The sequence below is a fragment of the Neisseria animaloris genome, from assembly GCF_900637855.1.
GTDB lineage: Bacteria > Pseudomonadota > Gammaproteobacteria > Burkholderiales > Neisseriaceae > Neisseria > Neisseria animaloris.
In genome coordinates this window covers 563,702-586,650 of sequence record NZ_LR134440.1, presented here as the reverse complement: position 1 = coordinate 586,650, position 22,949 = coordinate 563,702, and the positions used below count along the sequence as shown (strand labels likewise).

At 50.9% G+C, this 22,949-nt stretch carries 27 protein-coding genes; 13 read left to right on the top strand and 14 right to left on the bottom strand.

The genetic code is table 11. From position 1 onward, the window contains the following. Nucleotides 1-31: 31 nt before the first annotated feature. Nucleotides 32-982 carry a hypothetical protein gene (locus EL216_RS02825; protein ID WP_085390516.1) on the bottom strand — a complete coding sequence of 317 codons (951 nt, stop codon included), beginning with the start codon at nucleotides 980-982 and terminating at the stop codon, nucleotides 32-34. Between the two features lie 381 nt (nucleotides 983-1,363). Next, entirely contained in the window at nucleotides 1,364-1,612 is a 249-nt protein-coding gene (locus EL216_RS02820; protein ID WP_085391309.1) for a hypothetical protein, read from the bottom strand. Nucleotides 1,613-1,808: 196 nt separating this feature from the next. Between EL216_RS02820 and EL216_RS02815 the strand changes: the two genes are divergently transcribed. Continuing rightward, entirely contained in the window at nucleotides 1,809-3,716 is a 1,908-nt protein-coding gene (locus tag EL216_RS02815; protein WP_085391308.1) for an ATP-binding cassette domain-containing protein, read from the top strand. A 198-nt stretch (nucleotides 3,717-3,914) separates the two neighbouring features. Then, nucleotides 3,915-4,541, top strand: a complete 627-nt coding sequence (locus EL216_RS02810; protein ID WP_085391307.1) for an NAD(P)H-hydrate epimerase — start codon at nucleotides 3,915-3,917, stop codon at nucleotides 4,539-4,541. Nucleotides 4,542-4,553: 12 nt separating this feature from the next. Here the strand turns inward: EL216_RS02810 and crcB are convergent, their stop codons facing one another. Together crcB and EL216_RS02800 are read right to left on the bottom strand one after the other, a co-directional pair. After that, entirely contained in the window at nucleotides 4,554-4,931 is a 378-nt protein-coding gene (crcB, locus tag EL216_RS02805; RefSeq protein WP_085391306.1) for a fluoride efflux transporter CrcB, read from the bottom strand. A 65-nt stretch (nucleotides 4,932-4,996) separates the two neighbouring features. Next, nucleotides 4,997-5,683 carry an energy-coupling factor ABC transporter permease gene (locus EL216_RS02800; protein ID WP_085391305.1) on the bottom strand — a complete coding sequence of 229 codons (687 nt, stop codon included), beginning with the start codon at nucleotides 5,681-5,683 and terminating at the stop codon, nucleotides 4,997-4,999. A 45-nt stretch (nucleotides 5,684-5,728) separates the two neighbouring features. Here EL216_RS02800 and EL216_RS11395 point away from each other — a divergent pair, with 45 nt between their 5' ends. Further along, nucleotides 5,729-5,851 carry a hypothetical protein gene (locus EL216_RS11395; RefSeq protein WP_267894208.1) on the top strand — a complete coding sequence of 41 codons (123 nt, stop codon included), beginning with the start codon at nucleotides 5,729-5,731 and terminating at the stop codon, nucleotides 5,849-5,851. 28 nt (nucleotides 5,852-5,879) lie between these two features. Further along, complete coding sequence (gloB, locus tag EL216_RS02795) at nucleotides 5,880-6,641, top strand: hydroxyacylglutathione hydrolase (RefSeq protein ID WP_085391304.1); 762 nt, start codon at nucleotides 5,880-5,882, stop codon at nucleotides 6,639-6,641. 207 nt (nucleotides 6,642-6,848) lie between these two features. Here gloB and EL216_RS02790 read toward each other — a convergent pair whose 3' ends face one another. The 3 genes from EL216_RS02790 to dinB all read right to left on the bottom strand — a co-directional run bounded on the left by EL216_RS02790 (nucleotide 6,849) and on the right by dinB (nucleotide 11,137). Further along, entirely contained in the window at nucleotides 6,849-7,694 is an 846-nt protein-coding gene (locus EL216_RS02790) for a 23S rRNA (adenine(2030)-N(6))-methyltransferase RlmJ (protein ID WP_085391303.1), read from the bottom strand. Between the two features lie 160 nt (nucleotides 7,695-7,854). Beyond that, a complete protein-coding gene (locus EL216_RS02785) occupies nucleotides 7,855-9,879 on the bottom strand; it encodes a site-specific recombinase (protein WP_085391302.1) in 2,025 nt (674 codons plus the stop codon). 196 nt (nucleotides 9,880-10,075) lie between these two features. Beyond that, nucleotides 10,076-11,137: a DNA polymerase IV gene (gene dinB, locus EL216_RS02780; protein ID WP_085391301.1), complete on the bottom strand. Its 1,062-nt coding sequence runs from the start codon at nucleotides 11,135-11,137 to the stop codon at nucleotides 10,076-10,078. A 181-nt stretch (nucleotides 11,138-11,318) separates the two neighbouring features. Between dinB and rpsF the strand changes: the two genes are divergently transcribed. From rpsF to EL216_RS02745, 7 genes are all read left to right on the top strand, one after another. Further along, nucleotides 11,319-11,696 carry a 30S ribosomal protein S6 gene (rpsF, locus tag EL216_RS02775; protein ID WP_085391300.1) on the top strand — a complete coding sequence of 126 codons (378 nt, stop codon included), beginning with the start codon at nucleotides 11,319-11,321 and terminating at the stop codon, nucleotides 11,694-11,696. A gap of 7 nt (nucleotides 11,697-11,703) precedes the next feature. After that, a complete protein-coding gene (gene priB, locus EL216_RS02770) occupies nucleotides 11,704-12,000 on the top strand; it encodes a primosomal replication protein N (RefSeq protein WP_085391299.1) in 297 nt (98 codons plus the stop codon). Between the two features lie 6 nt (nucleotides 12,001-12,006). After that, the gene (gene rpsR / locus EL216_RS02765) at nucleotides 12,007-12,237 is read left to right on the top strand and encodes a 30S ribosomal protein S18 (protein WP_004283421.1); all 231 of its coding nucleotides are present in this window, start codon (nucleotides 12,007-12,009) and stop codon (nucleotides 12,235-12,237) included. 18 nt (nucleotides 12,238-12,255) lie between these two features. Continuing rightward, nucleotides 12,256-12,708: a 50S ribosomal protein L9 gene (gene rplI / locus EL216_RS02760; RefSeq protein ID WP_085391298.1), complete on the top strand. Its 453-nt coding sequence runs from the start codon at nucleotides 12,256-12,258 to the stop codon at nucleotides 12,706-12,708. Between the two features lie 86 nt (nucleotides 12,709-12,794). Further along, on the top strand, nucleotides 12,795-13,505 hold the full coding sequence (locus EL216_RS02755) for an AzlC family ABC transporter permease (protein ID WP_085391312.1): 711 nt from the start codon (nucleotides 12,795-12,797) through the stop codon (nucleotides 13,503-13,505). Further along, nucleotides 13,502-13,801, top strand: a complete 300-nt coding sequence (locus EL216_RS02750; protein WP_085391297.1) for an AzlD family protein — start codon at nucleotides 13,502-13,504, stop codon at nucleotides 13,799-13,801. Before EL216_RS02755 ends, EL216_RS02750 begins: the two co-directional genes overlap by 4 nt. Nucleotides 13,802-13,855: 54 nt before the next feature. After that, nucleotides 13,856-14,185: a DMT family transporter gene (locus EL216_RS02745; RefSeq protein ID WP_085391296.1), complete on the top strand. Its 330-nt coding sequence runs from the start codon at nucleotides 13,856-13,858 to the stop codon at nucleotides 14,183-14,185. Nucleotides 14,186-14,560: 375 nt separating this feature from the next. Here the strand turns inward: EL216_RS02745 and radA are convergent, their stop codons facing one another. Further along, nucleotides 14,561-15,940, bottom strand: a complete 1,380-nt coding sequence (gene radA, locus EL216_RS02740) for a DNA repair protein RadA (RefSeq protein WP_085391295.1) — start codon at nucleotides 15,938-15,940, stop codon at nucleotides 14,561-14,563. Nucleotides 15,941-15,955: 15 nt separating this feature from the next. Beyond that, a complete protein-coding gene (miaA, locus tag EL216_RS02735; RefSeq protein WP_085391294.1) occupies nucleotides 15,956-16,900 on the bottom strand; it encodes a tRNA (adenosine(37)-N6)-dimethylallyltransferase MiaA in 945 nt (314 codons plus the stop codon). A 159-nt stretch (nucleotides 16,901-17,059) separates the two neighbouring features. Between miaA and EL216_RS02730 the strand changes: the two genes are divergently transcribed. Beyond that, the gene (locus tag EL216_RS02730) at nucleotides 17,060-17,926 is read left to right on the top strand and encodes an ATP-binding protein (protein WP_085391293.1); all 867 of its coding nucleotides are present in this window, start codon (nucleotides 17,060-17,062) and stop codon (nucleotides 17,924-17,926) included. A gap of 76 nt (nucleotides 17,927-18,002) precedes the next feature. Here the strand turns inward: EL216_RS02730 and EL216_RS02725 are convergent, their stop codons facing one another. Next, nucleotides 18,003-18,497 carry a DUF4442 domain-containing protein gene (locus tag EL216_RS02725; protein WP_085391311.1) on the bottom strand — a complete coding sequence of 165 codons (495 nt, stop codon included), beginning with the start codon at nucleotides 18,495-18,497 and terminating at the stop codon, nucleotides 18,003-18,005. A 56-nt stretch (nucleotides 18,498-18,553) separates the two neighbouring features. Beyond that, entirely contained in the window at nucleotides 18,554-19,414 is an 861-nt protein-coding gene (gene ygfZ, locus EL216_RS02720) for a CAF17-like 4Fe-4S cluster assembly/insertion protein YgfZ (RefSeq protein WP_085391292.1), read from the bottom strand. Nucleotides 19,415-19,642: 228 nt separating this feature from the next. Here ygfZ and EL216_RS02715 point away from each other — a divergent pair, with 228 nt between their 5' ends. Beyond that, nucleotides 19,643-20,566, top strand: a complete 924-nt coding sequence (locus EL216_RS02715) for an AEC family transporter (RefSeq protein WP_085391291.1) — start codon at nucleotides 19,643-19,645, stop codon at nucleotides 20,564-20,566. Between the two features lie 208 nt (nucleotides 20,567-20,774). Here the strand turns inward: EL216_RS02715 and EL216_RS02710 are convergent, their stop codons facing one another. The 3 genes from EL216_RS02710 to EL216_RS02700 form a co-directional block, all read right to left on the bottom strand. Continuing rightward, entirely contained in the window at nucleotides 20,775-20,960 is a 186-nt protein-coding gene (locus EL216_RS02710; RefSeq protein ID WP_085391290.1) for a hypothetical protein, read from the bottom strand. A 242-nt stretch (nucleotides 20,961-21,202) separates the two neighbouring features. Beyond that, on the bottom strand, nucleotides 21,203-21,631 hold the full coding sequence (locus tag EL216_RS02705; protein ID WP_085391289.1) for a hypothetical protein: 429 nt from the start codon (nucleotides 21,629-21,631) through the stop codon (nucleotides 21,203-21,205). Continuing rightward, on the bottom strand, nucleotides 21,615-22,934 hold the full coding sequence (locus tag EL216_RS02700; protein ID WP_085391288.1) for a homoserine dehydrogenase: 1,320 nt from the start codon (nucleotides 22,932-22,934) through the stop codon (nucleotides 21,615-21,617). The genes EL216_RS02705 and EL216_RS02700 overlap by 17 nt, the downstream gene beginning before the upstream one ends. Between the last annotated feature and the right edge of the window lie 15 nt (nucleotides 22,935-22,949).

Here is a 22,949-nt window from a genome sequence, read left to right as displayed (position 1 = left end):
CTTTATAAAAAACTTCTGTAATCAATCTAATCTAATGGTTGAATAGATCAAATTGGTCATTTTCTAAAGGTTCCACATCTTCTAAAAATAAAGTCGGCTTCTTATCAGGAATTAAGTGGTTTTTCATTAATCTGCTAACATAACAATATATCTTACATTTTAGAAAAAGTGAGGATTTGTATTGTCTAATGGATCCGCGTGCAGGATGGCAGTTTAAGATCACTCCTTTGTATTCAAATCCAAGGGAATTAGTTTTTTCATTTCCTCTTATGAGTTTACCTTCTAATTGAACTTCTTCTCCATGAATAAGCTCTGGAAAAATAATTTCTTCTAGTTCTTCATCTTCTTTCTGTAAAAACAAAGGCTTATCTTTAATGGTAATAGATGTTGAGTCAAATTTTTCTTTATTTTTAACACCAATGGATAAATTTTGTCCTGCCATTACTCCTTTAACCATCTTTTCTAGGGATTTTTTTGGAATTTTCTTAAACCATTCTAATTGCTCAACTGGTATATAGATTAATTTTCCAACTTCATTCTTAATTGATACAACATATCGATCACCATGTTGTTCAATTTTGTAATCCTCGTAATTCCACTCAAAATTTCCTTTTTTATGTTTAATTAACTCAATAAGATTTTTAAGGGCTTCAATTGACTTTTTGAAAACATCAGACAATCCAATGTCTTTAAAGTCATTTTCTGCCATTTTTTCTGCTGCTTTTTTTAAATAGCTACCTACAAAAATACTTGAACCAGTAACAACAGTACCTAATACCCAAACAACCCAAGAACCTTCTTCAGTTTTGACAGGTATTTTATAATCGTATGAATTTATTGTAGGTAATTGCTGTTGATTAAAAAATTTTATACATTCATCAAATCCTAACAAAGCTTGTCCAGCTATATCTGCTTGAATAATACCTTTCTCTACTCGCTCTCCATAAAATTTCATGTATCCGATATAATTATTTTCATTCATGTAACCCCTCCTTTATATTAATGATAAATTATTTTCTGGTAAATTATATAGATTTAGTATAGTAGAATATAGTTATTAGAAATTTACAATGTAGTCAAGACTTACATGATTGGTTTTTTCTAAAAAAGAGTGTAAATGAACTAAATTTTGGAGTCTTTTGAAAATTGTAGGCGGCCTTCGGTTTTCAGCCAAACACCCGTAGGGCAGGGATGCTCGCCCTATTTGTTGCAACCATTTCAGATTTTGGTTCTGTCGGGTTCGGCCGGCTTGCTTGTGTTTGTGCCGCATGCTTTGCATTTTTAAACAGCCGTTCAAGCTCTGCCATAAAAAGGAGGCCGTCTGAAACTTTTCAGACGGCCTCTTTGTTATCAAGCTGCGCTATCAACGGTTATCGTCGTTATCCCGATCATCGTCTCTGTCGTCGCTTTTATCTTTCCGGTTTTCGTCGTGGTCGTTATCATGATCGTCTCTATCGTCGCGGTGGTCGCGGTCATCTCGGCGGTCGTCGTTGTCTTGCTCGTACTGCCGATTGTGTTCGCGGCGGTCGGAATCGTTGTCGCCGAGGCCGCATGCGTTGAGGCTGAGGGCGGCGGCGAGGCTGAGCAGTAACAGTTTGATGCTTTGTTTCATCTTTCTTCCTTTCCGTATGAAGTTGTTTGTCGGTATTTCTCGGATAGAAGTGTTTTGCGGGCGATGCGGCAAAACGGGCGTTCTATGTTTTAGATGTGATAGAGGCCGTCTGAAAAGGTTTCAATCGGCGGGTGCGGGCATATCGAGCGGCTTTTAAATGGGTTAGAATAACGGCTTTTTATTGCGCCTTAATGTTATGAATATCTTATCTGTCGAAAATGCTTCTTTTGCCGTCGGCCATGTGGCTCTTTTGGATAAAACGTCTTTCCAGCTCGACAACGGTGAAAAAATCGGCCTGATCGGGCGCAACGGGGCGGGGAAGTCTTCGTTTTTGAAGATTCTGGCGGGGGTGCAGAAGCTCGACGACGGGCAGGTGATTATTCAGAATAATCTGAAAATCGTGTATGTGCCGCAGGAATCGTTTTTCGATTCTGCCGCTTCGGTGTTTGATGTGGTGGCCGAGGGCTTGGGGGAGATGCGCGATTTACTGCGCCGTTACCATCAGGTAAGCCATTTGCTCGAAGGCGGGCAGAACGACGAATTGCTGAAAGAGTTAAACGAGTTGCAACTTGCGATCGAGGCGCAAAACGGTTGGCAGACGGATGCGGCGGTAAAGCAGACTTTAAGCCAGCTCGGTTTGCCTGAGCATGAGCTTATCGGCAATCTTTCGGGTGGACAGAAGAAGCGGGTGGCGTTGGCGCAGGCATGGGTGCAGAAGCCTGATGTGCTGCTGCTGGACGAGCCGACCAACCATTTGGATATTGATGCGATCATTTGGCTGGAAGGCTTGCTCAAGCAGTTTGACGGCAGTTTGGTGGTGATTACCCACGACCGCCGTTTTCTCGACAATATCGCCAGCCGCATTGTGGAATTGGATCGCGGCGTGTTGCGTTCTTATCCGGGTTCGTTTTCCAAATACAGCGAGAAAAAGGCGCAGGAATTGGCGGTTGAGGCGGAGCATAACCGCTTGTTTGATAAGTTTCACGCGCAGGAAGAAGCGTGGATACGCAAGGGCATCGAAGCGCGCCGCACCCGCAACGAGGGCCGTGTGAAACGTCTTGAAGAGTTGCGCCGCCAGCGTGCGGAACGCCGCAATGTGCAGGGGCAGGTAAATTTCAAGCTCGACAGCGGCGAGAAAAGCGGGCGCATTATCGCCGAGTTGGAACATGCTTCGTTTCAATACGGCGATAAGGTGATTATGGATAAGTTTTCCACGGTAATTCAGCGCGGCGACAAAATCGGCTTGATCGGCCCCAACGGTATCGGCAAAACCACGTTTTTGAAGCTGATTTTGGGCGAACTGCAACCTACGTTCGGCAAAATCCGTTTGGGCAGCAAGCAGGAAGTGGCTTATTTCGACCAGTTCCGCAGTGCGTTAAACGAAAACGACACGGTGTTTTATACGCTGGGGCAGGGCAACGATTATGTGGAAGTGGGCGGCAAGCGCAAGCATGTGATGAGTTATCTGGAAGATTTCCTCTTCCACCCCGCCCGTGCGCAAAGTCCGGTTTCGTCGCTTTCCGGCGGCGAGCGCAACCGCCTGCTGCTGGCCAAGCTGTTTACCCGCCCCGCCAATATTCTGGTGCTCGACGAGCCGACCAACGATCTGGATATCGACACTCAAGAGCTGCTGGAAGATTTGCTGCGCGATTATCAGGGCACGGTGTTTCTGGTGAGCCACGACCGTATGTTTCTCGATAATGTGATTACGCAGAGCATTGTTTTTGAAGGAGGAGGCCGTCTGAAAGAATACATCGGCGGCTATCAGGACTATATCGATGCCAGAGATCGCGAGGAAAAAATCCAAACCGCCGCCGCGCCGAAAACGGTTCAGGCCGAGCCGGAAAAAGCCAAGCCGAAAGCCAACCGCACGGTAAAACTCTCGTATAAGGAACAGCGCGAATTGGATGCGCTCCCCGACGAGCTGGCCGCGCTTGAAGCCGAGCAGGGCGAGTTGAACAACCGCCTTTCCGACCCGGAAATTTTCAAAGATTACCAAGAAGCCGCTAAATTGCAGATGCGTGCCGAAGAAATCGAAATGTTGCTGTTGGAAAAGCTGGAACGTTGGGAACAACTGGAAGCGAAGCAAAAAGGAATTGAGTAATGCGGAGGCCGTCTGAACAAGCCGTTTCAGACGGCCTTTTGTATCTGCAGGCTCCGATGCACGGCAAGCCCTTGCGCTGCGGCAAAACTTCTTTTGCAGAGTTTATCTAAACTATTGAAAGTAAAAGGCCGTCTGAAAAGAAATACAAGGCCGGACGTGTGTTTACATGCAATGCCCTATGCGAGAAAGGATGATGCGATGAAAATTTATACCGCCGCCGAAATGCGCGTGCACGAGCAGGCCGCCGTTGATGCGGGCACGAGTTTCGAGCAATTGATGGAAAATGCGGGGCAGGGTGCCGCCGCCGATTTGCTGCAACGCCGTCCGCAGGCGGGCCGTGCGTTGGTGGTGTGCGGCAAAGGCAATAACGGCGGCGACGGATTAGTGATGGCGCGGGTGTTGCAGCGGTACGGCTGGCGCGCGGACGTGGTGTTCGTGCTGGGCGAAAATCTGTCGGAGCTGGCGGAGCTGAACCGCCGCCGTCTGACGGATTTGGCGGGCATCGAGTTTATCGGCACGGAAAGCATGGAAGGCCGTCTGAAAACGGGCTACGACGTGATTATCGAAGGCATTTTCGGCACCGGTTTCACCGGCAAACTGCCCGATACGGTTGCGGCGGTGTGCCGCCGGCTCAATCTTTCAGACGGCCTGAAAGTGGCTTTGGACATTCCCACCGGTTTGAACGGCGACACGGCCGAAGCTGATGCCGATACGTTCCAAGCCGACATTACCTATACATTCGCCGCCTACAAGCCCGCGCATTTAACCGAGAGCGGCAAGAAATTCTGCGGCGAGATTGTGTGTTTGGATATCGGAATCGATTAGCGGTTTCCGTGATCAACGGAACATCTGCACCGTCGTCATACCCAGCACCGTCAGCAGCAGCGAGCCGAACAAGTGTAGCGAAGCCGTTGCCGCCGCCGCGCCCCAACGCTGCATCTGCAACATGCCCACCACTTCGAGCGAAAAGCCTGAAAAAGTGGTTAAGCTGCCTAAAAATCCGGTGATGAGCAGCAAACGCCAATGCGGGCTGAGGGCGGGAAACAGTTCGGACACGGCGGCGGCAACGCCGATGATGTATGCTCCCAGCCAGTTGGCGGCCAACGTACCGAAAGCAGCCCACGAAAGCGTGTGCGCGAACCACAAGCCCAAAGCCCAGCGCAACACCGCACCGAAGGCCGCGCCGATAATAATGGCAGAAAGATTGTTTAACATTTTGTTTTACCGTGTATTTATATTGTAGAGGCCGTCTGAAAACATAATTCGGACGGCCTGAAACTTTATGATTTCCAAATTTCGTTTTTAGAGCGCAGATAGCGGTTGTCGTCGAAAGTTGCCAAAAACTGTGGGCGCAAGGCTACGAAAATAGCGGTGAAAATGCCGGTTAAAAAAGCCTCGCCCCATGCCAGCAGAAAAAATACGGGGAATACGGATGTCCATAACACTTCGCCCGAATACGCTCCCGCTGCTTGTAACAGTACGGCCAAGAGTGCGCCGGTCAGTATCATGCCGAGGGCGGCAGTAATAAAGCCGTTGAAGAAGATATAGATAAACAGATTCGCCGGCAGTTTGGCAGCAATGCGGCGGCACGACAGGTTCAACGCGGCGGAAGGCAGAATGAGAAACAACACGTTCAGGCTTACCGCATGCAGGTTTTCCGCCCCGTGCAGCCAAGTGTAGGGCACCAATAGTAGCGTGCCCAACCACAAAGCGGCGGGTGCGCCGAGCATCAGCGCGGCAAGGCTGATGCCGAGCAGGTGGAAATTCATGCCCGCAAGCTGCCCGCCGCCCACGCCCGCGTTCAAGCTCCACAGCACCGCTAAAAACACCGCCGCCGCGCCCGCCGCGGCAGGCCGTACGGACACGGCGGCAAAAGCAGGTTTGGCACAAGCGGCCAGCAATGCGGCCAAAATAAAATGTGCGGCAAGTGCGGAGGCGGGGTTGAACCACGCAGCAAGAAAATTCATAAAAATCCTGCGGAAAGGGGTTGGGAAAATCCGGCCATTATACAGATGCGCGGAGGCGGGAAAGCGGGAAAACACGTTTCAGACGGCCTCAAGGCGGCATGGTATCGTTGCGGCGTATTCTGCAACCGTTTGGCACGGCTTGTTTCCGCCGTATCGGATTTGTTATAGTGAGGCCGTCTGAAAAAGGATAAATATCATGTCGAACACGCTTGAAATCATTGCCGTTCCCGCTTTCAACGACAACTACATCTGGTTGGCGGTACATCAAAACCAAGCTGCCTGCATCGACCCTGGCGATGCCGCGCCCGTGCTGGATTATCTGCAAAAGCGCGGCTTAACGTTGGCTCAAATCTGGATTACCCATGCCCATCACGACCACACCGGCGGAGTGGCCGCTTTGAAAAAAGTATTCCCGGCCTGCACGGTTTACGGTAACCGTGATGTTACCGGTGCAGACAAAACAATAGGAGAAGGCGGCAAACTCGAATTCGGCGGGTACGCCATCGAAGTATGGGCCACGCCGGGGCATACCGATACCCACTTAGGCTATCTGCTGAATCTTTCAGACGGCCTGCATATTTTCTGCGGAGACACCTTGTTTTCAGGAGGTTGCGGGCGCGTGTTTACCGGCACTGCGGCGCAACTTTTCGCCAGCCTGCAACGTTACAACGGCTTGCCTGAACACACTTTGTTTTATCCCGCCCACGAATATACTGCCGCCAACCTGCGCTTTGCCGCCCATATCGAACCCGATAATCCCGATATTCAGACGGCCTTAGCACAGGCAAACCGTACGCCGACCTTGCCGGTTACATTGGCGCACGAGCGCAAAATCAACCCGTTTCTGCGCACGGCAAAATCCGAAGTAGTGGCGAGAACGGCCGAGTTGTCGGGCGTAGGGCTAAACGGAGAAGCGGCGGTTTTCGCGGCGTTGAGGGAATTGAAAAACAGTTTTTAACCGCGCAGATTGAGAGAGGCCGTCTGAAACATGTTTTCAGACGGCCTTTGTATCATCGCGAAGCACAGGTAAGCAGAGACGGCTTTGCCGTATTCGGGCGAAGGGAGGGCTGTTTTTTCTGCCGGAAAGAGCCGCCGGCCGCCATACGCGGGCTGAGGCCGAATATGGCGAACCGTGATAAAGCAGGTTTATTCAGTTGCCGAGGTTTTATTTGATTTGCGCATCCAAAACAAACCGCGCCCCGTTGTCTTGCCGCAAAATTTCCGTCAGCGCTGGCAGGGTTTCTTGAAGCTGTTGTGCGAGCAGATAAGGCGGGTTGATCACAAACATACCGCTGCCGTGCATGCCGAAACCGTCGGCGCGGGGGGTGTGCACATGCAGTTCGGCATGCAGATAATTGTCGGGCGACAGTTTTTTGAGTTGCTCCGGCAGCTTGCGGCTTTCTTCGCGGCTCAGGCAGGGATACCACACCATATAGCAGCCTGATTCAAAGCGTTTTCGCGCTTCTTTCAAGGTGTGAACCACGCGGGCGTAGTCTTGCTTTTCTTCGTAGGGCGGGTCGATCAGCACCACGGCACGGCGGGTGGGCGGCGGCAGCAAGGCAATCAAACCTTGGTAGCCGTCGGCCTGCGTGATTTGCCCGCACCTGCCCAAGCGGGCTTCGTGCATATTGTTTTGCAGATGCTGGAAATCGGCAGGGTGCAGTTCAAACAGCCGCAATTTGTCGTTCGGGCGGGTGAGCGATTGCGCCAGCCACGGCGAGCCACAGTATAAATTCGGTGCGGGCAGAATGTTTTTCAGACGGCCTGTGAAGTTTTGCAGCGGCTCCGGCAGATGGGCGGCTTGTTGCAGCAGGGCAATGCCTTGTTTGTATTCGCCGACTTTTTGCGCTTCGCCGCTATGTAAATCATACAAACCGGCACCGCTGTGGGTGTCGATATACCAATAAGGTTTGTCTTTGCGGTTGAAGTAATCCAGAGTGAGATAGAGCACGAAATGTTTGAGCATATCGGCATGGTTGCCGGCGTGGAAGGCGTGGCGGTAGCTGAGCATAGTGGCGGGGCCGTCTGAAAAAGTTTGATGGAGAATGCGCTATTTTACGGGATTTTCAAGTTGCGGGCTTGCGGATAAACGGCGGAATGTTGCAGGCCGTCTGAAAACGGTTTGCTTGCCGGTTTTCAGACGGCCTGTTTGTGGGTCGAGCCGGAACTGATTATTTTTTATCGTCTTTTTCTTTTTCGTCCGTTTTGGCCGCTTTGACGGTTTGTGCAGCCGTCTGAACAGGAAAAATCAGGTTGAGCGGGTTGGCTTTTATCTGTTGCCATATGCTTTTGACCAGATTGGGAATACTGCCGATACTGGTATCGCGGGCACGCAGGGCAACCAATAGGGCCAGCATGAAGCTTACCCACAGGTTGACCAGGCCGATCAATAATACGTTGGCCAGATTGATGAGGAAAGAAAAAACGCCGATATGTCCGCTTACCGCAGCATAGCCGATATTGGCGGAAGAAAAAGCCACGTGGCGGATATCGAGCGGCAGGTTCAGCATATGCCCGAAATAGCCGGTCATACCCAACAGCATGCCGAAGACGAAATTACCGGCAAGCGAGCCGTAATTGTTATGCATATATTCAGCAAAATGCGTGCGGGCTGAAGCAGGCAGGCATTTTTTTAAAAACGGGTTTATCGTCAATCGGCGGCGCAAATCAAGATAGGCGGCGCGGTTGTCGAAAAAGCCTGCAATAATGCCTGAACAAAACAGCCAAACGCCGGCAATAGCGGCATACCATAGCGTAGGTTGGGTAAACGGCTGCACCGATTTGATTTGATAAGCAACATTTTCCATACTCAATAACGGCTGGGCGGTTTGTGCGGTAAAAACGGCGGCAATCAGCGCAGCGAGCAGCACGGCTACGCTTACGTTCCCGAAAACGGCTACGCTTTGCGAACGGGCCACATCTACCAGCAGCTTGGACAGTTTAAGCTCTACCGCACGGCCTTTCTCGTTGCGTTCCACCTGTTCGGCAAAACTGGCAGCAGTCATGGCCGGTTGCTTGGTTGCCACGGTAAAGTGCAGCATGTGAATCAGCATGAAGCCGATGCCGTAATTCAAGCCGTTTAAAAACGAAGTGGTAAATTCGCCGAAGCCCATTTCGCCGATATGGATTTTGTTTAATGCCATCAGTGCGATCAAAGCGCCACCTCCGGCGGCCGAGCGTAACATCGCCCAATATTCCTTGCGTGTGCGCGTGATGTAATGTTCGCCGTGGCCGCTTTTGTTTTCGCTGATGCTTTTGGCCAGCATTTTGATGCTGCGGCGGCGCAGCAGGGTGGTGCTGTGCTGCTCGACAGCGGCGACAACCATTGAATTCATCAATTTGACGGCCAAACGGCGTTGGTCTTCGGGATGGGTTTGGATTTCCAGCAGCAGACTCAGGCGCTCCAAAGTTTGCGACAAACGTTCGAGCAGGTGTGCCACCTTAACCGACGAGCCGGAACCTGCCCCCGTGCCTTTTCTTTGCAGGCGTTCTACTTGATTGCGGCATTGGTCTAGCATCACCTCGATGTGTGCCGTGTCGTAAGGTGCGGTTTCGGTTTGGTAGTGTTCCACCAATTTGGCGATTTCCCGCTTGAGGGCCACAAACGGCGAATCGACATCCAATAGGCGCGGTTCGATGCGTATCAGACTAGGCTCAAGCTCCTCCGCCGCCACCCATACCGACAACATCTCCAGCGCATGCAGCCTTTCCTGAGTAAGCTGACGCGAAGCGGATTGGACGATATTCGGATCGGCATGTGCCAACAGAAGTTGGTGAAGGTTCAGCCATTGGCGTAGATGGATGCTTTGCAGCCATTTTTCGTCGTTTTGCGAGTGGAAAAGATAGAGAAACACATCTTGCAGGTTGTTCAAATCTTTATAAGAAGGGCTGAAACGTTCGTAAATACGGATACCGAGTTCGCGGCTGAAACCGCTTCTGGAAAAAATGCCCAAGCCCACCAAGGCCGGATAAATGTGCACCTTGGTCAGCCACGCGTAAAAACGGCTGCCGAAAGTGCCGCATAGCGTTTTATCGCGCTCCAGCGTGTGCAAAAGCATATCCAGTCTGCCCGAAGCATGGCGGACGCCGCCTTTGCGTAAAAAATCGATAATCGCGTTGAGTATGGTAACGAAGTCGGTGGTTTCCAGACTTTCGGCAAGCAGAGTGTGTAAAGACTGAGGTGTTATTTTTTTCATTCGTATGAGTGTAACAGCTTGATTGTGTTGGGTACAAATAAGGACGATTAGATGAAATTACAGCATTTTATTGAAAAATAAACAGTAAAGTAAATGCACAGTGTTGAAAAACAGGAAATTTATTCTATTCGGCATGATGAAACCTGAGTGCAAAGGCCGTCTGAAATTTCAGACGGCCCGCTTTTATCAGCCGGGTTTAATCGTTCCATAAAGTTTGCTGTTTCCCTTCCGGCATTAAATGTCCGACACCGATACCGATGAGACGGAAAGCATTTTCGTTTTGTGCAGGTACGCGTTTAACCAACGTGTGTGCGGCCTCCGATAAAGCCGCAGCATCAGGCAGTGCCGAAGAATATGTGAGCGAACGGGTAATGATACGGAAATCAACCGTTTTCAGTTTTAAGGTAACGCTACGCGCCAGCACGTTTTTACGTTTGATTTGTTTCCACAAATCATCTGCCAAGTGGGGCAGGTGTTTTACCGTATCTGCCAGCGGCAAATCTTCGGGCAGAGTGATTTCGGTAGAAATCTGCAAACGCTCGCGGCTCGGTTTTACCGGCCGCTCATCGTTGCCGCGCGCCAGATCATATAAACGATAACCGTAACGGCCGAAATGATGCAGCAGTTCCCCTCTTCCGAAACGGCGGAGATCGCCCGCCGTGTGCATGCCGAGGGCGTTCATCTTCTGCAACGTTACCTTGCCCACGCCGGGGATTTTACTAAGCGGGAGCGTTTCCAAAAATGCCTCTACATGCTGCGGCGGCAATACAAACTGTCCGTTAGGTTTGCGCCAGTCGGAAGCGATTTTGGCAAGGAATTTGTTGGATGCAACACCTGCCGAAGCGGTCAGGCCGGTTTCATTGAAAATTTCCGTGCGGATTCTACGGGCAACTTCGCTGGCATAAGCGATTCCGGCAAAATTGCGGGTAACGTCAAGATAGGCTTCATCCAACGAAAGCGGTTCGATTAAATCGGTATAGCGTGCAAAAATACCGTGAATTTGGCGTGAAATTTCACGGTAAAGCTCAAAGTTCGGCGGTATGTAAACAGCGTGCGGACACAGCCGTTTGGCCGTTGCCACCGACATGGCCGAGCGTAATCCGAATTGCCGCGCTTCATACGAAGCCGCACAAATAACCGAACGGGGGCCGTTCCACGCCACCACAACAGGCTTGCCGCGCAGGTGCGGCTGTTCGCGCAATTCTACCGAGGCGTAGAAAGCGTCCATATCGATATGGATGATTTTGCGCGTTTGCATGGCTGGTGTTTCCGAAAGAGGCCGTCTGAAAAACATATTGTAATACCGTTTTGCAGCCCGAATCGGGATATTCGGAGTATCATATTGCTTTATAAAAACAAAGCCGTTATAATTTCATGTTTTCCAACCTTGCCTTTTACTTTCGCATGGTAAAAGGATTTAATAGCCGTAAGGAGATAGCATGCGTCATTATGAGATCGTGTTTATCGTTCATCCGGATCAAAGCGAGCAAGTGCCCGCAATGGTTGAACGTTACAAAACCATGATTAACGAAGCAGGCGGTAAAATCCACCGCTTGGAAGATTGGGGCCGCCGCCAACTGGCTTACCCGATTAATAAAATCCACAAAGCACACTATGTTTTGATGAACATCGAAACCACTCCCGAAGTGGTTGAAGAGCTGGAAACCGCTTTCCGCTTCAACGATGCCGTATTGCGTCATCTGACCATCAAAACCAAACATGCCGTTACCGAAGCTTCTCCGATGATGAAAGAAGAGAAGTCTAAAAACCTGCTGACAGGTGTGGCTAAAGAAGAAACCGAAACAGCCGAAGCGTAATTAAAGATTGAACAATCTTTTCAACCTTACCGCACAAATTGCCGAATGCGGCAGTTTAAGATACACCCCGGCAGGAATTCCTATACTGGAGGTGATATTGAAACATGAATCTTGGCAGCATGAAAACGGGCAGCAATGCTTGGTGAAATTTGAAATGGCAGCCAAGATTATCGGTAAGGATGCGCTAAAGTGGCAGCACCGGCAGAACGTAATGGTAGAAGTAAGCGGGTTTCTGGCACAAAAAAGCCAACGCTACCCCAAGCCGGTACTGCGGATACAGAACATTCAAGAATATAAAGGTTAAACGACAATGGCTCGTCAATCATTCAAACGTAGAAAATTCTGCCGTTTTACGGCCGAAAAAATCCAAGAAGTCGATTACAAACAAGTTGATTTGCTGAAAGACTTCATTTCTGAAAACGGTAAGATCATCCCTGCCCGTATCACCGGTACTAAAGCAGGTTACCAACGTCAACTGTCTGTTGCGGTTAAACGTGCCCGTTTCTTGGCACTGCTGCCTTACACCGACCAACATAAATAATTGACGGAGATTAGTAAGATGCAAATTATTCTGTTAGAAAAAATCGGTGGTTTGGGCAACTTGGGCGACGTGGTTACCGTTAAAAACGGCTATGCCCGCAACTTCTTGATTCCAAGCGGTAAAGCAAAACGCGCTACTGAAGCCAACATGAAAGAATTTGAAGCCCGCCGCGCTGAATTGGAAGCAAAACAGGCTGAAATTCTGGCTGATGCCAAAGCCCGTCAAGAAAAATTGAATGGTCAAACCATCACTATCGCTCAAAAGGCCGGTGTGGACGGCCGCTTGTTCGGTTCCGTTACTAATGCCGATATTGCTGCTGCAGTAGTTGCTGCCGGTATTCAGGCTGTTAAATCAAATGTTCGTTTGCCTGACGGTCCTTTGAAAGCCGTTGGCGAATATGAAGTTGAAGTAGCTCTGCATACCGATGCTGTTGCTACTGTTACCGTAGCGGTTGTAGCTGCTGCCGAGTAATTTGGTTTAAAAAACAAACAGGCCGTCTGAACAGGTTTTCAGACGGCCTTCTGTTATAATTAATCTTTCGCTTTTTGGAATCCATCATGAATACGGCCGTTTCTCCGCAATCCGAATTCTGGCGCGGGGCTAAAGACTGTTTGCCTGTGATTATCGGTATGCTGCCTTTTGCTTTGATTTTAGGCGTACAGGGCGGGCAGAAAGGCATGAGCCCGCTGGAAATGTCGATGATGACGGGGCTGAATTTTGCCGGCGGCTCGGAATTTGCCGCGGTGGGGCTGTGGGCGGATCCGCTGCCGGTGCTGCTGATTATCACGGTAACGTTTATGATCAACACCCGCCATATTCTGATGGGCGCGGCTTTAACGTCGTATCTAAAAGATGTGCCGATGAAAAAAGCGCTGCCTGCTTTGTTTTTTATGACCGACGAAAGCTGGGCTTTGAGTATGGCCGATATCCACCGGCGCAAGCAGCTGGGCTTGCCCGCTTTCAGCCTGCCTTATTATATGGGTACGGCATTGTCGCTGTATGTGGTATGGGTGTTGGCAACGGGAACGGGAGCGGTTGTGGGACCCGCTTTCGGGGATGTCGCGTTATTGGGTTTCGGTATGGCTTTTCCCGCCGTGTTTTTGGTGTTGCTGCGCGGTTTGTGGAAAGGATGGAAAGCGGCTGTGCCGTGGTTGGTGAGTTTGGTGGTGGCCGTATCGGTTTATCTCGGCATCGACGGTGCTTGGTATGTGCCTGCCGGAGCTTTGGCGGGTTTGCTGGCTGCTTACTGGGGAGGGCGCGGCAAATGATTTCGTGGGTGTCGTTTACTGTGGTGATGGGGATGTTGGCGGCAACTTATTCGACCCGTTTAATCGGTTTTTTTATGCTGCGTAACCGCACGCTAAGCCCGCGTGCTGCAGCAGTAATGGACGCTGCGCCGGGCTGTGTGCTGGTTGCGGTGATCGCTCCGTACTTTGCATCCAGTAAACCCCACGAACTGGTGGCTTTGGCTGTTACGATATTAGTGGCGAGCCGTTGGGGAATGCTGCCAACGGTGTTGATTGCAGTGGTATCGGCGGCTGTATTGGGACGTTGGATGAGTTAAGCACATTTTGTCTGTTGTGCAGCAATCTCAGGAATCTGATGTAGAAAGGGTGGTATGCCTTGGTTTTTCTTATCGTTGGCTATTTTGAGCGAAGTATTCGGCTCTTCCATGCTTAAGCTTAGTGAGGGCTTCAGCAAACCGTGGCCTACTGCAGCGATGGCGGTGGCTTTTCTATGTTCGTTTTATTTTTTGTCGTTGTCTTTGAAAAGCATTCCGCTCGGTACGGCATACGCGGTATGGGCGGGGGTAGGGCTGGTGCTGACGTGCATAATAAGCATAGTGTTTTTCGGACAAAAGGCAGATGTTGCGGGTATAGTAGGCATCGGGTTCATTTTAACGGGTGTGTTGATTTTGAATACTTTGTCCGGTATGGTTCGGCATTAGATACATGGGAAGCAAATGATGAGGCCGTCTGAAAATGTTTTTTCAGACGGCCTCAAGTATGATGAATCCGTTTATTCGTCGGTGGGGTTGTGTACTTCGTCGGCCAAAAAGTTTTCGCGTCCTTTATAAAGCTCAAAAACATATCTCCACATTTGGCCGGAAATCTTTTCAAAAATGGCAGATATTTTATAATTCGCAAGAACGAGAATACGAGGGGAGAGGCTGCAGTAGTTGTGATGAGTAGTCAATCAAAAATACCTTTTTAAATCAATTTATTGATTAAAAAGCCACATTGCAGATCATAGCAATGATAATGATGTTAAGAGGATGGCGCTCCACACTACCCAATCTTTATATCCTTGATATTTTTTATTTTCATTCTTCACTATTCCTGCACACCTCTACCGCTTCCTGCAAACTGCTCACGCCGAAAATCTGTAAGCCGAGAAATTCTTTCGGGTTGCGCGGCAGATTGGCTTTAGGCACGACGGCGCGTTTGAAGCCGAGTTTTTCCGCTTCCTTCAAACGCTCCTGCCCGCGTGCTACGGGGCGGACTTCGCCGCTTAAGCCGATTTCGCCGAAGGCCACCATTTTTTCGGGCAGCGGGCGGTTGCGGAAGCTGGAGAGCATGGCAAGAATGATGGCAAGGTCGGCGGCGGGTTCGTTGATTTTTACGCCGCCTACGGCGTTCAGGAATACGTCTTGGTCGAAGCAGGCGATGCCGGCATGGCGGTTCAACACGGCCAACAGCATGGCAAGGCGGTTTTGTTCGAGGCCGACGGTAAGGCGTTTGGGCGTAAAGCCGTGTGCGTCGTCAACCAATGCCTGAATTTCTACTAACAGCGGGCGGCTGCCTTCTTGCGTGACCAGCACGCACGAGCCGGGCACGTCGTCGCGGTAGCTGGCGAGAAAAATCGCCGAAGGGTTGGACACGCCTTTCAAGCCGTGTTCGGTCATGGCGAAAACGCCCAGCTCGTTGGCTGCGCCGAAACGGTTTTTGATGGCGCGTATCATGCGGTAGTTGGAATGCTGGTCGCCCTCGAAATAGAGTACGGTATCGACCATATGCTCGAGCACGCGCGGGCCGGCGATGGCACCGTCTTTAGTAACGTGGCCGACCAAAATCATGGCAATGCCCATCTGCTTGGCTATGCGGGTGAGCTGCGCGGCACACTCGCGCACTTGCGATACCGAGCCGGGTGCGGAAGTGATTTGGTCGGAATACATGGTTTGAATCGAATCAATCACCACCACGGCGGGTTCGTGTTGTTTTAAGGCCGTCTGAATGGCTTCCATGCGGATTTCCGCCAGCAGGTTCACGCCTTCGCTTTGTAAGCCCAAGCGTTGCGCCCGCAGGGCGACTTGTTGGGCGGATTCCTCGCCGGATACATACAGCACTTTGCGGTTTTTCGCCATCATCGCTATGGTTTGCAGGAGCAGCGTCGATTTGCCGATACCGGGGTCGCCGCCGAGCAGAATCACCGCGCCGCTCACCAAACCGCCGCCCAATACGCGGTCGAGTTCGCCCATGCCGGTCGGTTCGCGCGGCACTTCGGTGGCCGTTACTTTGGAAAGATCCTGCACCTGCGCGGTATCTGCCGCCCACGATTGGAAGCGCACGTTTTTCGGTTCGGGCGCGGCAAGGCTTTCCTGCAAGGTATTCCACTCGCCGCAATGCGGGCATTTGCCCTGCCATTTCGGGGTGGTACCGCCGCATTCGCTGCATTGGTAAACGGTTTTCGGTGCTTTTGCCATGAGGGTTCCTGTGTTTTAAGCGAGGGCGAAATGCCGCTTGGCCAAATCTGAGGCCGTCTGAATGTAGCGGCTGTTTGCATACGAATCCAAGCTGTGTGCCAGTGGGAGTTTCCGCAGCCATGTAAGCTGGCGCTTGGCAAGCTGACGGGTGGAGGCGATGCCTTTTTCGACAAAAGTATCGTAATCGTATGCGCCTGTCAGATAGTCCCATGCTTGCCGGTAGCCGACGCAACGCATGGAAGTCATGTCGGCGGTGAGTTCGGGATAGGCCGTCTGAAGCCGTTTTACTTCGTCGATAAAGCCGTGTTCCAGCATGGTGAGAAAGCGTTTGGCGATTTGTGCGTGCAGTTCGGCGCGGTCGGCGGGAAGCAGGGCGACGGTGCATAAGTCCAGCGGCGGAGTATAGGTTTGCCGTTCGGCAAAGTGCCGGCTTAACGGTTTGCCGGTGAGTATGAATACTTCCAATGCACGCTCGATACGCTGGCTGTCGGCAGATTCCAAGCGTGCGGCGGTTTGCGGGTCGACGGTTTGCAGACGTCGGTACAGATGCGGCAAGCCATATTCGGTTTTTTCTGCCTGTAATGCGGCGCGGATTCCGGCATCGGCTTCGGGCAGGGCATTCAGCCCTTCGGTCAGGGCATGGAAATACATCATGGTGCCGCCGACGATTAAAGGCAGCCTGCCGCGTGCGTGGATTTCATTAGTCAGGCGCACGCAATCGTTGACGAAATCTGCTGCGCTGTATGTTTCCAACGGAGAGATAATGTCTATCAGATGGTGCGGCACGGCGGCGCGTTCGGCGGCAGTGGGCTTGGCGGTGCCGATATCCATATCGCGGTAAACGAGGGCGGAATCGAGGCTGATGATTTCGACCGGCAGGGTTTCAGCGATTTTCAGAGCCAAACCGGTTTTGCCGCTGGCAGTGGGGCCGAGCAGGGCAAAGGCTTTGGGGGTGTTCATGGGTTTTCAGACGGCCTCTAAAGGATAAGGATGGAATTATAGCAAAAGGCCGTCTGAAAAAGGTTTCGGACGGCCTTTGAAGCTGCCATAATGCTCAGGTTTTGAATGTAAACGGAACCGTATCGATAAAAGCCGTCAGGCCGTCTGAAAGGAAAATAGATGAAACCCGCGAAATTTTTGAAACTGGCCGCTTCGGTGTTGCGTCGTTTGGATGCGCTGTTGCCGCCGGAGGCGGCGGAGCCGGACTGGAAAGCGTTGGCTTACCGTTGGCAGAGCATCGGTCGCCGCGGTGTGTTGGAAAGCCTGCCGCAGCCGCACACTTTCCCGTTGAACAGGCTGGCGGCGGTGGATATGCAGACGGCGCGGCTGGTGCGGAATACCGAGCAGTTTTTGGAAGGCCGTCCGGCCAATAACGTGTTGATGACCGGTGCGCGCGGTACGGGAAAATCTTCGTTGGTAAAGGCTTTGCTGCACGAATATGCGGATCGCGGCTTGCGCCTGATCGAGGTGGACAAAACCGATTTGACCAGTTTGCCTGCATTGCTGACGTTGCTGGAAAAGCGCAAAGAGAAATACATCGTTTTTTGCGACGATTTGTCGTTTGAGAGCGGCGACGATACTTACAAAGCCTTGAAAACCGCACTTGACGGCGGACTTTCGCAACGGTGCGGCAACGTGCTGGTGTACGCCACGTCCAATCGCCGCCATCTGATGCCCGAATATTCGGATGAAAATTTGGCGGTTACGGGCGGGCGCGGCGAAGTGCATCCACAAGAGGCGGTGGAAGAAAAAGTGTCGTTGTCCGACCGTTTCGGCTTGTGGTTGAGCTTTTATCCGTTCGACCAAAACGATTATCTGCAAGCGGTGGCAAACTGGTTGGACGATTACGGCCTGTCTTTTGACGAAACCGCCCGCCAAGCCGCATTGAACTGGTCGCTTTCGCGCGGCAGCCGTTCGGGGCGTGTGGCATGGCAGTTTGCCTGCGACTGGGCGGGCAGGTTGCCGGAGCAGAGGATTGTGGATTGAATGTGCCGTCAATGGTAAAAAGGCCGTCTGAAACCATATTTTCAGACGGCCTTTTTACCATTGGGGCAGGTGTAATTCAGTTTTCTTGCTGTTTCGGCCGGAATGCGGGTTTCAGCCTCACATACAGTACCCGGGTAACAATCGCTACGGTGTCTCCGTGTTTGTCGAAGATGTGCACTTTCATTTCGGGCAGATATTTATCGCCGGTTTGGGTGTGTTTGTAAATGTCTTGCAGCATTTCGTCGGTGAGCGTGCATTCGATATAAACCGCGCTACGGCCGGGTTTGATGAAATCGATGTGCGCAGATTTATCCCACACAAAATAACGCTTTCCCATCAAGCCGTTGAGCATCACCGAATAAGTAACATCGGTCATGGCGAACAGGCTGCCGCCGAATTGCGTACCGTGGGCGTTGCGCGTGCCCGGCCAGTTTTTCAGTGTGGCTTTCATATGGCGGAAGTCGGGTGAAAGCTCGGTGATGCGGATGCCGCTGAAGAGGAGCGGTGGCCACAGGTTCAATAAAAAACGGGCTTGGGCGGCATTATGGAAGCGGGAGCGGAGTCGGAGCATGGTTTTGTTCAAGGTGGTTTTCAGACAGCCTGAGGCCGTCTGAAACGGTTGGGCCGTTATTTTTGGGGTTCGGTGTTGAAAAACAGTTTTTTCTGCCGGAGCGGGTTGCCGTCGGCATCGGTTAGGACGGCTTCGGCGGCGGAAAATTTAATCACGGCCAAGCTGATGCTGCCGTTTTCGGTTAACGCGCTGTTGATAATGATGCCGGCTTCCTCGCCTTCGCTGTGAACGGCAACGCCGGCGGTTTCGAGCGAAGTGCCGGTTAAGACGGCCAAGCCGCGTTTTACTTGGCCGCGGTATTGGGCGCGGGCGATGATTTCCTGCCCGGGATAGCAACCTTTTTTGAAATGCACGCCGCCGATAGTGTGTTGGTTGAGCATTTGGGCAACGGCAGTTTCGGTAGTGGCGGCGGAAATCCACGGATAGCCGCTTTCGATTTCATGCACATTCCAATTATTTTCGGCGGAGGCATCGTATTCGGGTAGATAGCCTGCCAAACCGATATTCAGACGGCCTTGATGGGGCAATGCGAGGCTCCAGATGCCGTTACGGTTTTCGGCGGCAAAAGCCAGCGCGGGGGATTCGGCAGCTTGCGGTACGGCGGTTTCGCCCAGTTCGCAGGCTGCGGCAAAGTCAGGCAATGGTTCGAACACGACTTTGGCCCGTAAAACATACATGCGCAGGCGTTTGATAACGGGTTCGACCAAATCGGCGGCCATCGCAAGCAGCAAATCGCCGCCGCGGTTCAGCACGAGCATATTGGCGATTACGCGGCCTTTGGGGGTGTTGTAGGTGGCATAGCAGGCTTGGTTTTCTTGTAAGTTTTTGATGTCGTTGGAAAGTTGTCCGTGCAAGAAAGCGGCGCGGTCGTCGCCGCTCACGCGCACGATGCCGAAAAAGGGCAGACGGGTTTGCATGGGAATCCTTTTTTGTGCGTTAGGTGTACGGTTTATATTTTAACGCTTGGTCGGCATGGCTTAAAGGGATTTCTGGAGGCCGTCTGAAAACGGTGTCGGGGCATAAAGTGCCCGTCGATATAACGGCTTTCTGTTAGAATCCGACTTTATTATTCTGAAGCAGACGGATAACGCAAAGGCCGTTGTGTTGCGCGGATTGCTTTTTCAGACGGCCTGTTCAGGTGCATTATGTTCTCCATCCTTACCATCACTGCTCCCGTATTTATCATTATGGGCATGGGCTATTTCGCCATGCGCTTCAATTTTTTTACCCCCGTGCAGATTAACGGCATGGGTAAATTCATTATCCATATCGGTATGCCGATGCTGGTGTTTTCGGCGATTGCCACGCGTCCGATTGCCGAAGTGCTGAACCCCGTTTATATGTATGGCTATGCGCTCGCTTCGTTGTTGGCTTTTACGGCAGGTTGGCTGCTGAGTTTGAAACGTGGGCAGAATAAAGTGCTGGCAGTGCTTAACGGGGTGGGTACCGGTATGTCGAACACGGGCTTTATCGGCTACCCGTTATTGCTGATGGCTATAGGTGCGCCTGCCGGGGTATTTTTTGCCATGAATGCGTTGATTGAAAACGTGCTTGTGGTGCCTTTGATGTTTATTTTGATTGATTTTGCTAAAAGCGATAACGCACATATCGGCAGAACATTATGGCAGATATTCAAAAACTTGATGAAGAATCCGATTTTTATCGGCTTGCTGGTTGCTTTGGTGTTTGCCGTCGGCGGCATTCCCGTGCCTGCGGTGCTGGAGAAAGTCAGCTCCATGTTGGCTTCTGCGGCTTCTCCGCTGGCTCTGTTTGTGATCGGTGCGGGCTTGTACGGGTTGGAAATTCGCGGCAGTTTGAAAGATATTGTGGTGGTAACGGCGGGCAAGTTGTTGATGTTTCCGCTGCTGGTAGTGCTTTGCTTGTGGCTTTTCGGAGCGGATAGGGACACGGTTTTCACGGGAGCGTTATTGGCCAGTGCACCGATGGCAAGCATGTACGCTTTGTTTGGACATAAATACGGTTTTGAACGGCAAACCGCGGCGGCGGCATTGTTTACAACCATTGTGTCGTTCTTTTCGGTATCGTTGGTTTTGCTGCTGTGGCGTTAGCTCGAGCGGTAATATTGAGGGTCGAGAGTTTTTTGTCGTGCGTTGTCCGCTGGCTCTTCGGTTGGGTGCCGGATGATGTGTCTGCATTTTTTCTGCCGCCGAATTTTGAGTCGGATTAATATCTCAAAAAAAAAGCAACAGGCCGTCTGAAAACGATATTTCAGACGGCCTGTCGATTTTTGAGGAGTGTTCCTGAAAATAGCGGGATTTATTGTTTAATCAATTCCAATTCTATTGGAATGAATTTTTCCACGGTTTCTCCGACGATGATTTTCTTCGCCTTCGGGCTACGGGTCTCCGTGAGGGCGGCTAACGTGATTTTTTCCAAATAAACTTCTTCCGACGCCGCATGTCCGAGAGTGGCAATCAGTTTGGACAATTCTGCGTGAGGCACACTGGTTTTTTTTATGGTTTTCCTTTACATAAACTCAAAAGTGCATTGTTATGATCCATATAAATTGTTTGATAACAACATACTTGCAACATCAGGTGGTAACGTTGGTTATTTTCAGCAAGTTAGAGGAAAATATAATGGCTAATTTATTTCATTAGCTATTAATTTATAGAAATTCAATTAGTTAATTAAAATTGAATATTTTGTTATCGGTACGTTGATGTATACATGAAAAAAGGTGTTTAGCGGTTTTTTAAATTATTGATGCACTGTTTATCGCGTGTTTCAAATGCTTGCGCACCTCCGAGTAACTCGAGTTGTTCTTGTGCGCTGATTTTACTGAGTGATTGGATTTGCTTTTCGGAAAGTTTTTCCAACGGTTCGTTCCACATACAAACACAATAATCGGCGATGATTTGTTCCGATTTGTTTTCCAAACCGTTGGCTTTTAAATCGGCCTGCCATTTTTCGGAAAACGGTACGTTTTTAATGCAGGAATCGATAATCACTTGCTTGGCTTTCGGCTTGGAAAGGGCGCATTGCGACAGAAAGTAAAAACCGGCCAGCAAAGCCATTACCACCCAAAACCAGATACGGACGGTGCGGATTTTGGCTTTGGCTTTGCGGCGCTGTTCTTCGGGGGATAATTCCGGTTTATCCGTTGCTTGCATGCAGGCTCTCCATGCGGATCATCACGACCGGTTCGTAAACACAATCTAAGCATTCGATGGCTGCGATGGCTTTTTTGATGTTTTTCTCAACCGTGCTGTGCGTGAGGATAACAATTTCGGCGATTGTTTGTTTGATTACGCCTTTTTGAATTAGTGCCTCAATCGAAACATTTTCTTCCGCCAGAAGGTTGGCTATTTGGCCGAGCACGCCCGGTTCGTCTTTGGCTTGTACGCGCAGATAATAACTGCTGGTAATTTCATCCATAGACAGCATGTTTTGCGCTTTGACTTGGCTGGGTTGGAAGGCTAAATGCGGCACACGGTTGCCTGTGTCGGCGGTAATCAGGCGGCTGATGTCGACAATATCCGCCACTACCGCGCTGGCTGTCGGCAATGCGCCTGCCCCTGCCCCGTAATATAAGGTTTCTCCAACCATATCGGCATCAACACGCACGGCATTCATTACGCCGTTTACATTGGCCAGCAGGCGGCATTCGGGAATCAGGGTGGGGTGCACGCGCAATTCGATGCCTTTGTCGGTTTTGCGGGTAATGCCCAAAAGTTTTACGCGGTAGCCGAGTTCTTCGGCGTATTTGATATCGCGGCTGTCGAGTTTGCTGATGCCTTCGAGATAACAGGCTTTGAAATTCACGGGTGTGCCGAAAGCCAATGCGCTCATGATGGTAATTTTATGGCCGGCATCATGGCCTTCTATATCGAAAGTGGGGTCGGCTTCGGCATAGCCCAGCTCTTGAGCCTGTTTCAGCACATCGACAAATGCGCTGCCTTTTTCGCGCATTTCGGTTAGGATGAAGTTGCTGGTACCGTTGATGATTCCGGCGATGGATTTGATATTGTTTGCAGTTAAGCCTTCGCGCAGGGCTTTGATGATGGGGATGCCGCCGGCAACCGCCGCTTCAAATTGCACCATAACGTTTTTCTGCTCGGCCAGCGAGAAAATTTCATTGCCGTATTCCGCCAGCAGTTTTTTATTGGCGGTAACAATATGCTTGCCGTTGTTGATGGCTTCGAGCACCAGTTCTCGAGCGATTTCGGTGCCGCCGAACAGCTCCACGACAATATCGACTTCGGGATGTTTGACCACGCTGAAAGGGTCGTTGGTAACCAATGTGTGTGTGTCGCAAACCGCGCGGGCTTTTTCAGCGTCGCGGGTGGATACGATGAATACATTGACATCACGCCCTAAACGGCGGCTGATTTCTGCTGCGTTTTTACGTAAAACGCCGACAGCGCCGCTACCGACTGTTCCTAAACCTAAAATCCCGATATTGACTGGCTTCATCGTATCTCCTTAAGC

Bases quoted from the DNA above. Each gene is read 5' to 3' on its own strand.
- EL216_RS02785 (WP_085391302.1), bottom strand. From the start codon at position 9,879: ATGAAAAAAATAACACCTCAGTCTTTACACACTCTGCTTGCCGAAAGT.
- EL216_RS02705 (WP_085391289.1), bottom strand. From the start codon at position 21,631: ATGCAAGCAACGGATAAACCGGAATTATCCCCCGAAGAACAGCGCCGC.
- gloB (WP_085391304.1), top strand. From the start codon at position 5,880: ATGTCGAACACGCTTGAAATCATTGCCGTTCCCGCTTTCAACGACAAC.
- EL216_RS02715 (WP_085391291.1), top strand. From the start codon at position 19,643: ATGTTCTCCATCCTTACCATCACTGCTCCCGTATTTATCATTATGGGC.
- EL216_RS02745 (WP_085391296.1), top strand. From the start codon at position 13,856: ATGCCTTGGTTTTTCTTATCGTTGGCTATTTTGAGCGAAGTATTCGGC.
- EL216_RS02755 (WP_085391312.1), top strand. From the start codon at position 12,795: ATGAATACGGCCGTTTCTCCGCAATCCGAATTCTGGCGCGGGGCTAAA.
- rplI (WP_085391298.1), top strand. From the start codon at position 12,256: ATGCAAATTATTCTGTTAGAAAAAATCGGTGGTTTGGGCAACTTGGGC.
- EL216_RS02820 (WP_085391309.1), bottom strand. From the start codon at position 1,612: ATGAAACAAAGCATCAAACTGTTACTGCTCAGCCTCGCCGCCGCCCTC.
- ygfZ (WP_085391292.1), bottom strand. From the start codon at position 19,414: ATGCAAACCCGTCTGCCCTTTTTCGGCATCGTGCGCGTGAGCGGCGAC.
- EL216_RS02725 (WP_085391311.1), bottom strand. From the start codon at position 18,497: ATGCTCCGACTCCGCTCCCGCTTCCATAATGCCGCCCAAGCCCGTTTT.
- radA (WP_085391295.1), bottom strand. From the start codon at position 15,940: ATGGCAAAAGCACCGAAAACCGTTTACCAATGCAGCGAATGCGGCGGT.
- rpsR (WP_004283421.1), top strand. From the start codon at position 12,007: ATGGCTCGTCAATCATTCAAACGTAGAAAATTCTGCCGTTTTACGGCC.
- rpsF (WP_085391300.1), top strand. From the start codon at position 11,319: ATGCGTCATTATGAGATCGTGTTTATCGTTCATCCGGATCAAAGCGAG.
- dinB (WP_085391301.1), bottom strand. From the start codon at position 11,137: ATGCAAACGCGCAAAATCATCCATATCGATATGGACGCTTTCTACGCC.
- EL216_RS02700 (WP_085391288.1), bottom strand. From the start codon at position 22,934: ATGAAGCCAGTCAATATCGGGATTTTAGGTTTAGGAACAGTCGGTAGC.
- EL216_RS02800 (WP_085391305.1), bottom strand. From the start codon at position 5,683: ATGAATTTTCTTGCTGCGTGGTTCAACCCCGCCTCCGCACTTGCCGCA.
- crcB (WP_085391306.1), bottom strand. From the start codon at position 4,931: ATGTTAAACAATCTTTCTGCCATTATTATCGGCGCGGCCTTCGGTGCG.
- EL216_RS02730 (WP_085391293.1), top strand. From the start codon at position 17,060: ATGAAACCCGCGAAATTTTTGAAACTGGCCGCTTCGGTGTTGCGTCGT.
- EL216_RS02810 (WP_085391307.1), top strand. From the start codon at position 3,915: ATGAAAATTTATACCGCCGCCGAAATGCGCGTGCACGAGCAGGCCGCC.
- EL216_RS02825 (WP_085390516.1), bottom strand. From the start codon at position 982: ATGAATGAAAATAATTATATCGGATACATGAAATTTTATGGAGAGCGA.
- EL216_RS02790 (WP_085391303.1), bottom strand. From the start codon at position 7,694: ATGCTCAGCTACCGCCACGCCTTCCACGCCGGCAACCATGCCGATATG.
- miaA (WP_085391294.1), bottom strand. From the start codon at position 16,900: ATGAACACCCCCAAAGCCTTTGCCCTGCTCGGCCCCACTGCCAGCGGC.
- EL216_RS02815 (WP_085391308.1), top strand. From the start codon at position 1,809: ATGAATATCTTATCTGTCGAAAATGCTTCTTTTGCCGTCGGCCATGTG.
- EL216_RS11395 (WP_267894208.1), top strand. From the start codon at position 5,729: ATGCGCGGAGGCGGGAAAGCGGGAAAACACGTTTCAGACGGCCTCAAG.
- EL216_RS02750 (WP_085391297.1), top strand. From the start codon at position 13,502: ATGATTTCGTGGGTGTCGTTTACTGTGGTGATGGGGATGTTGGCGGCA.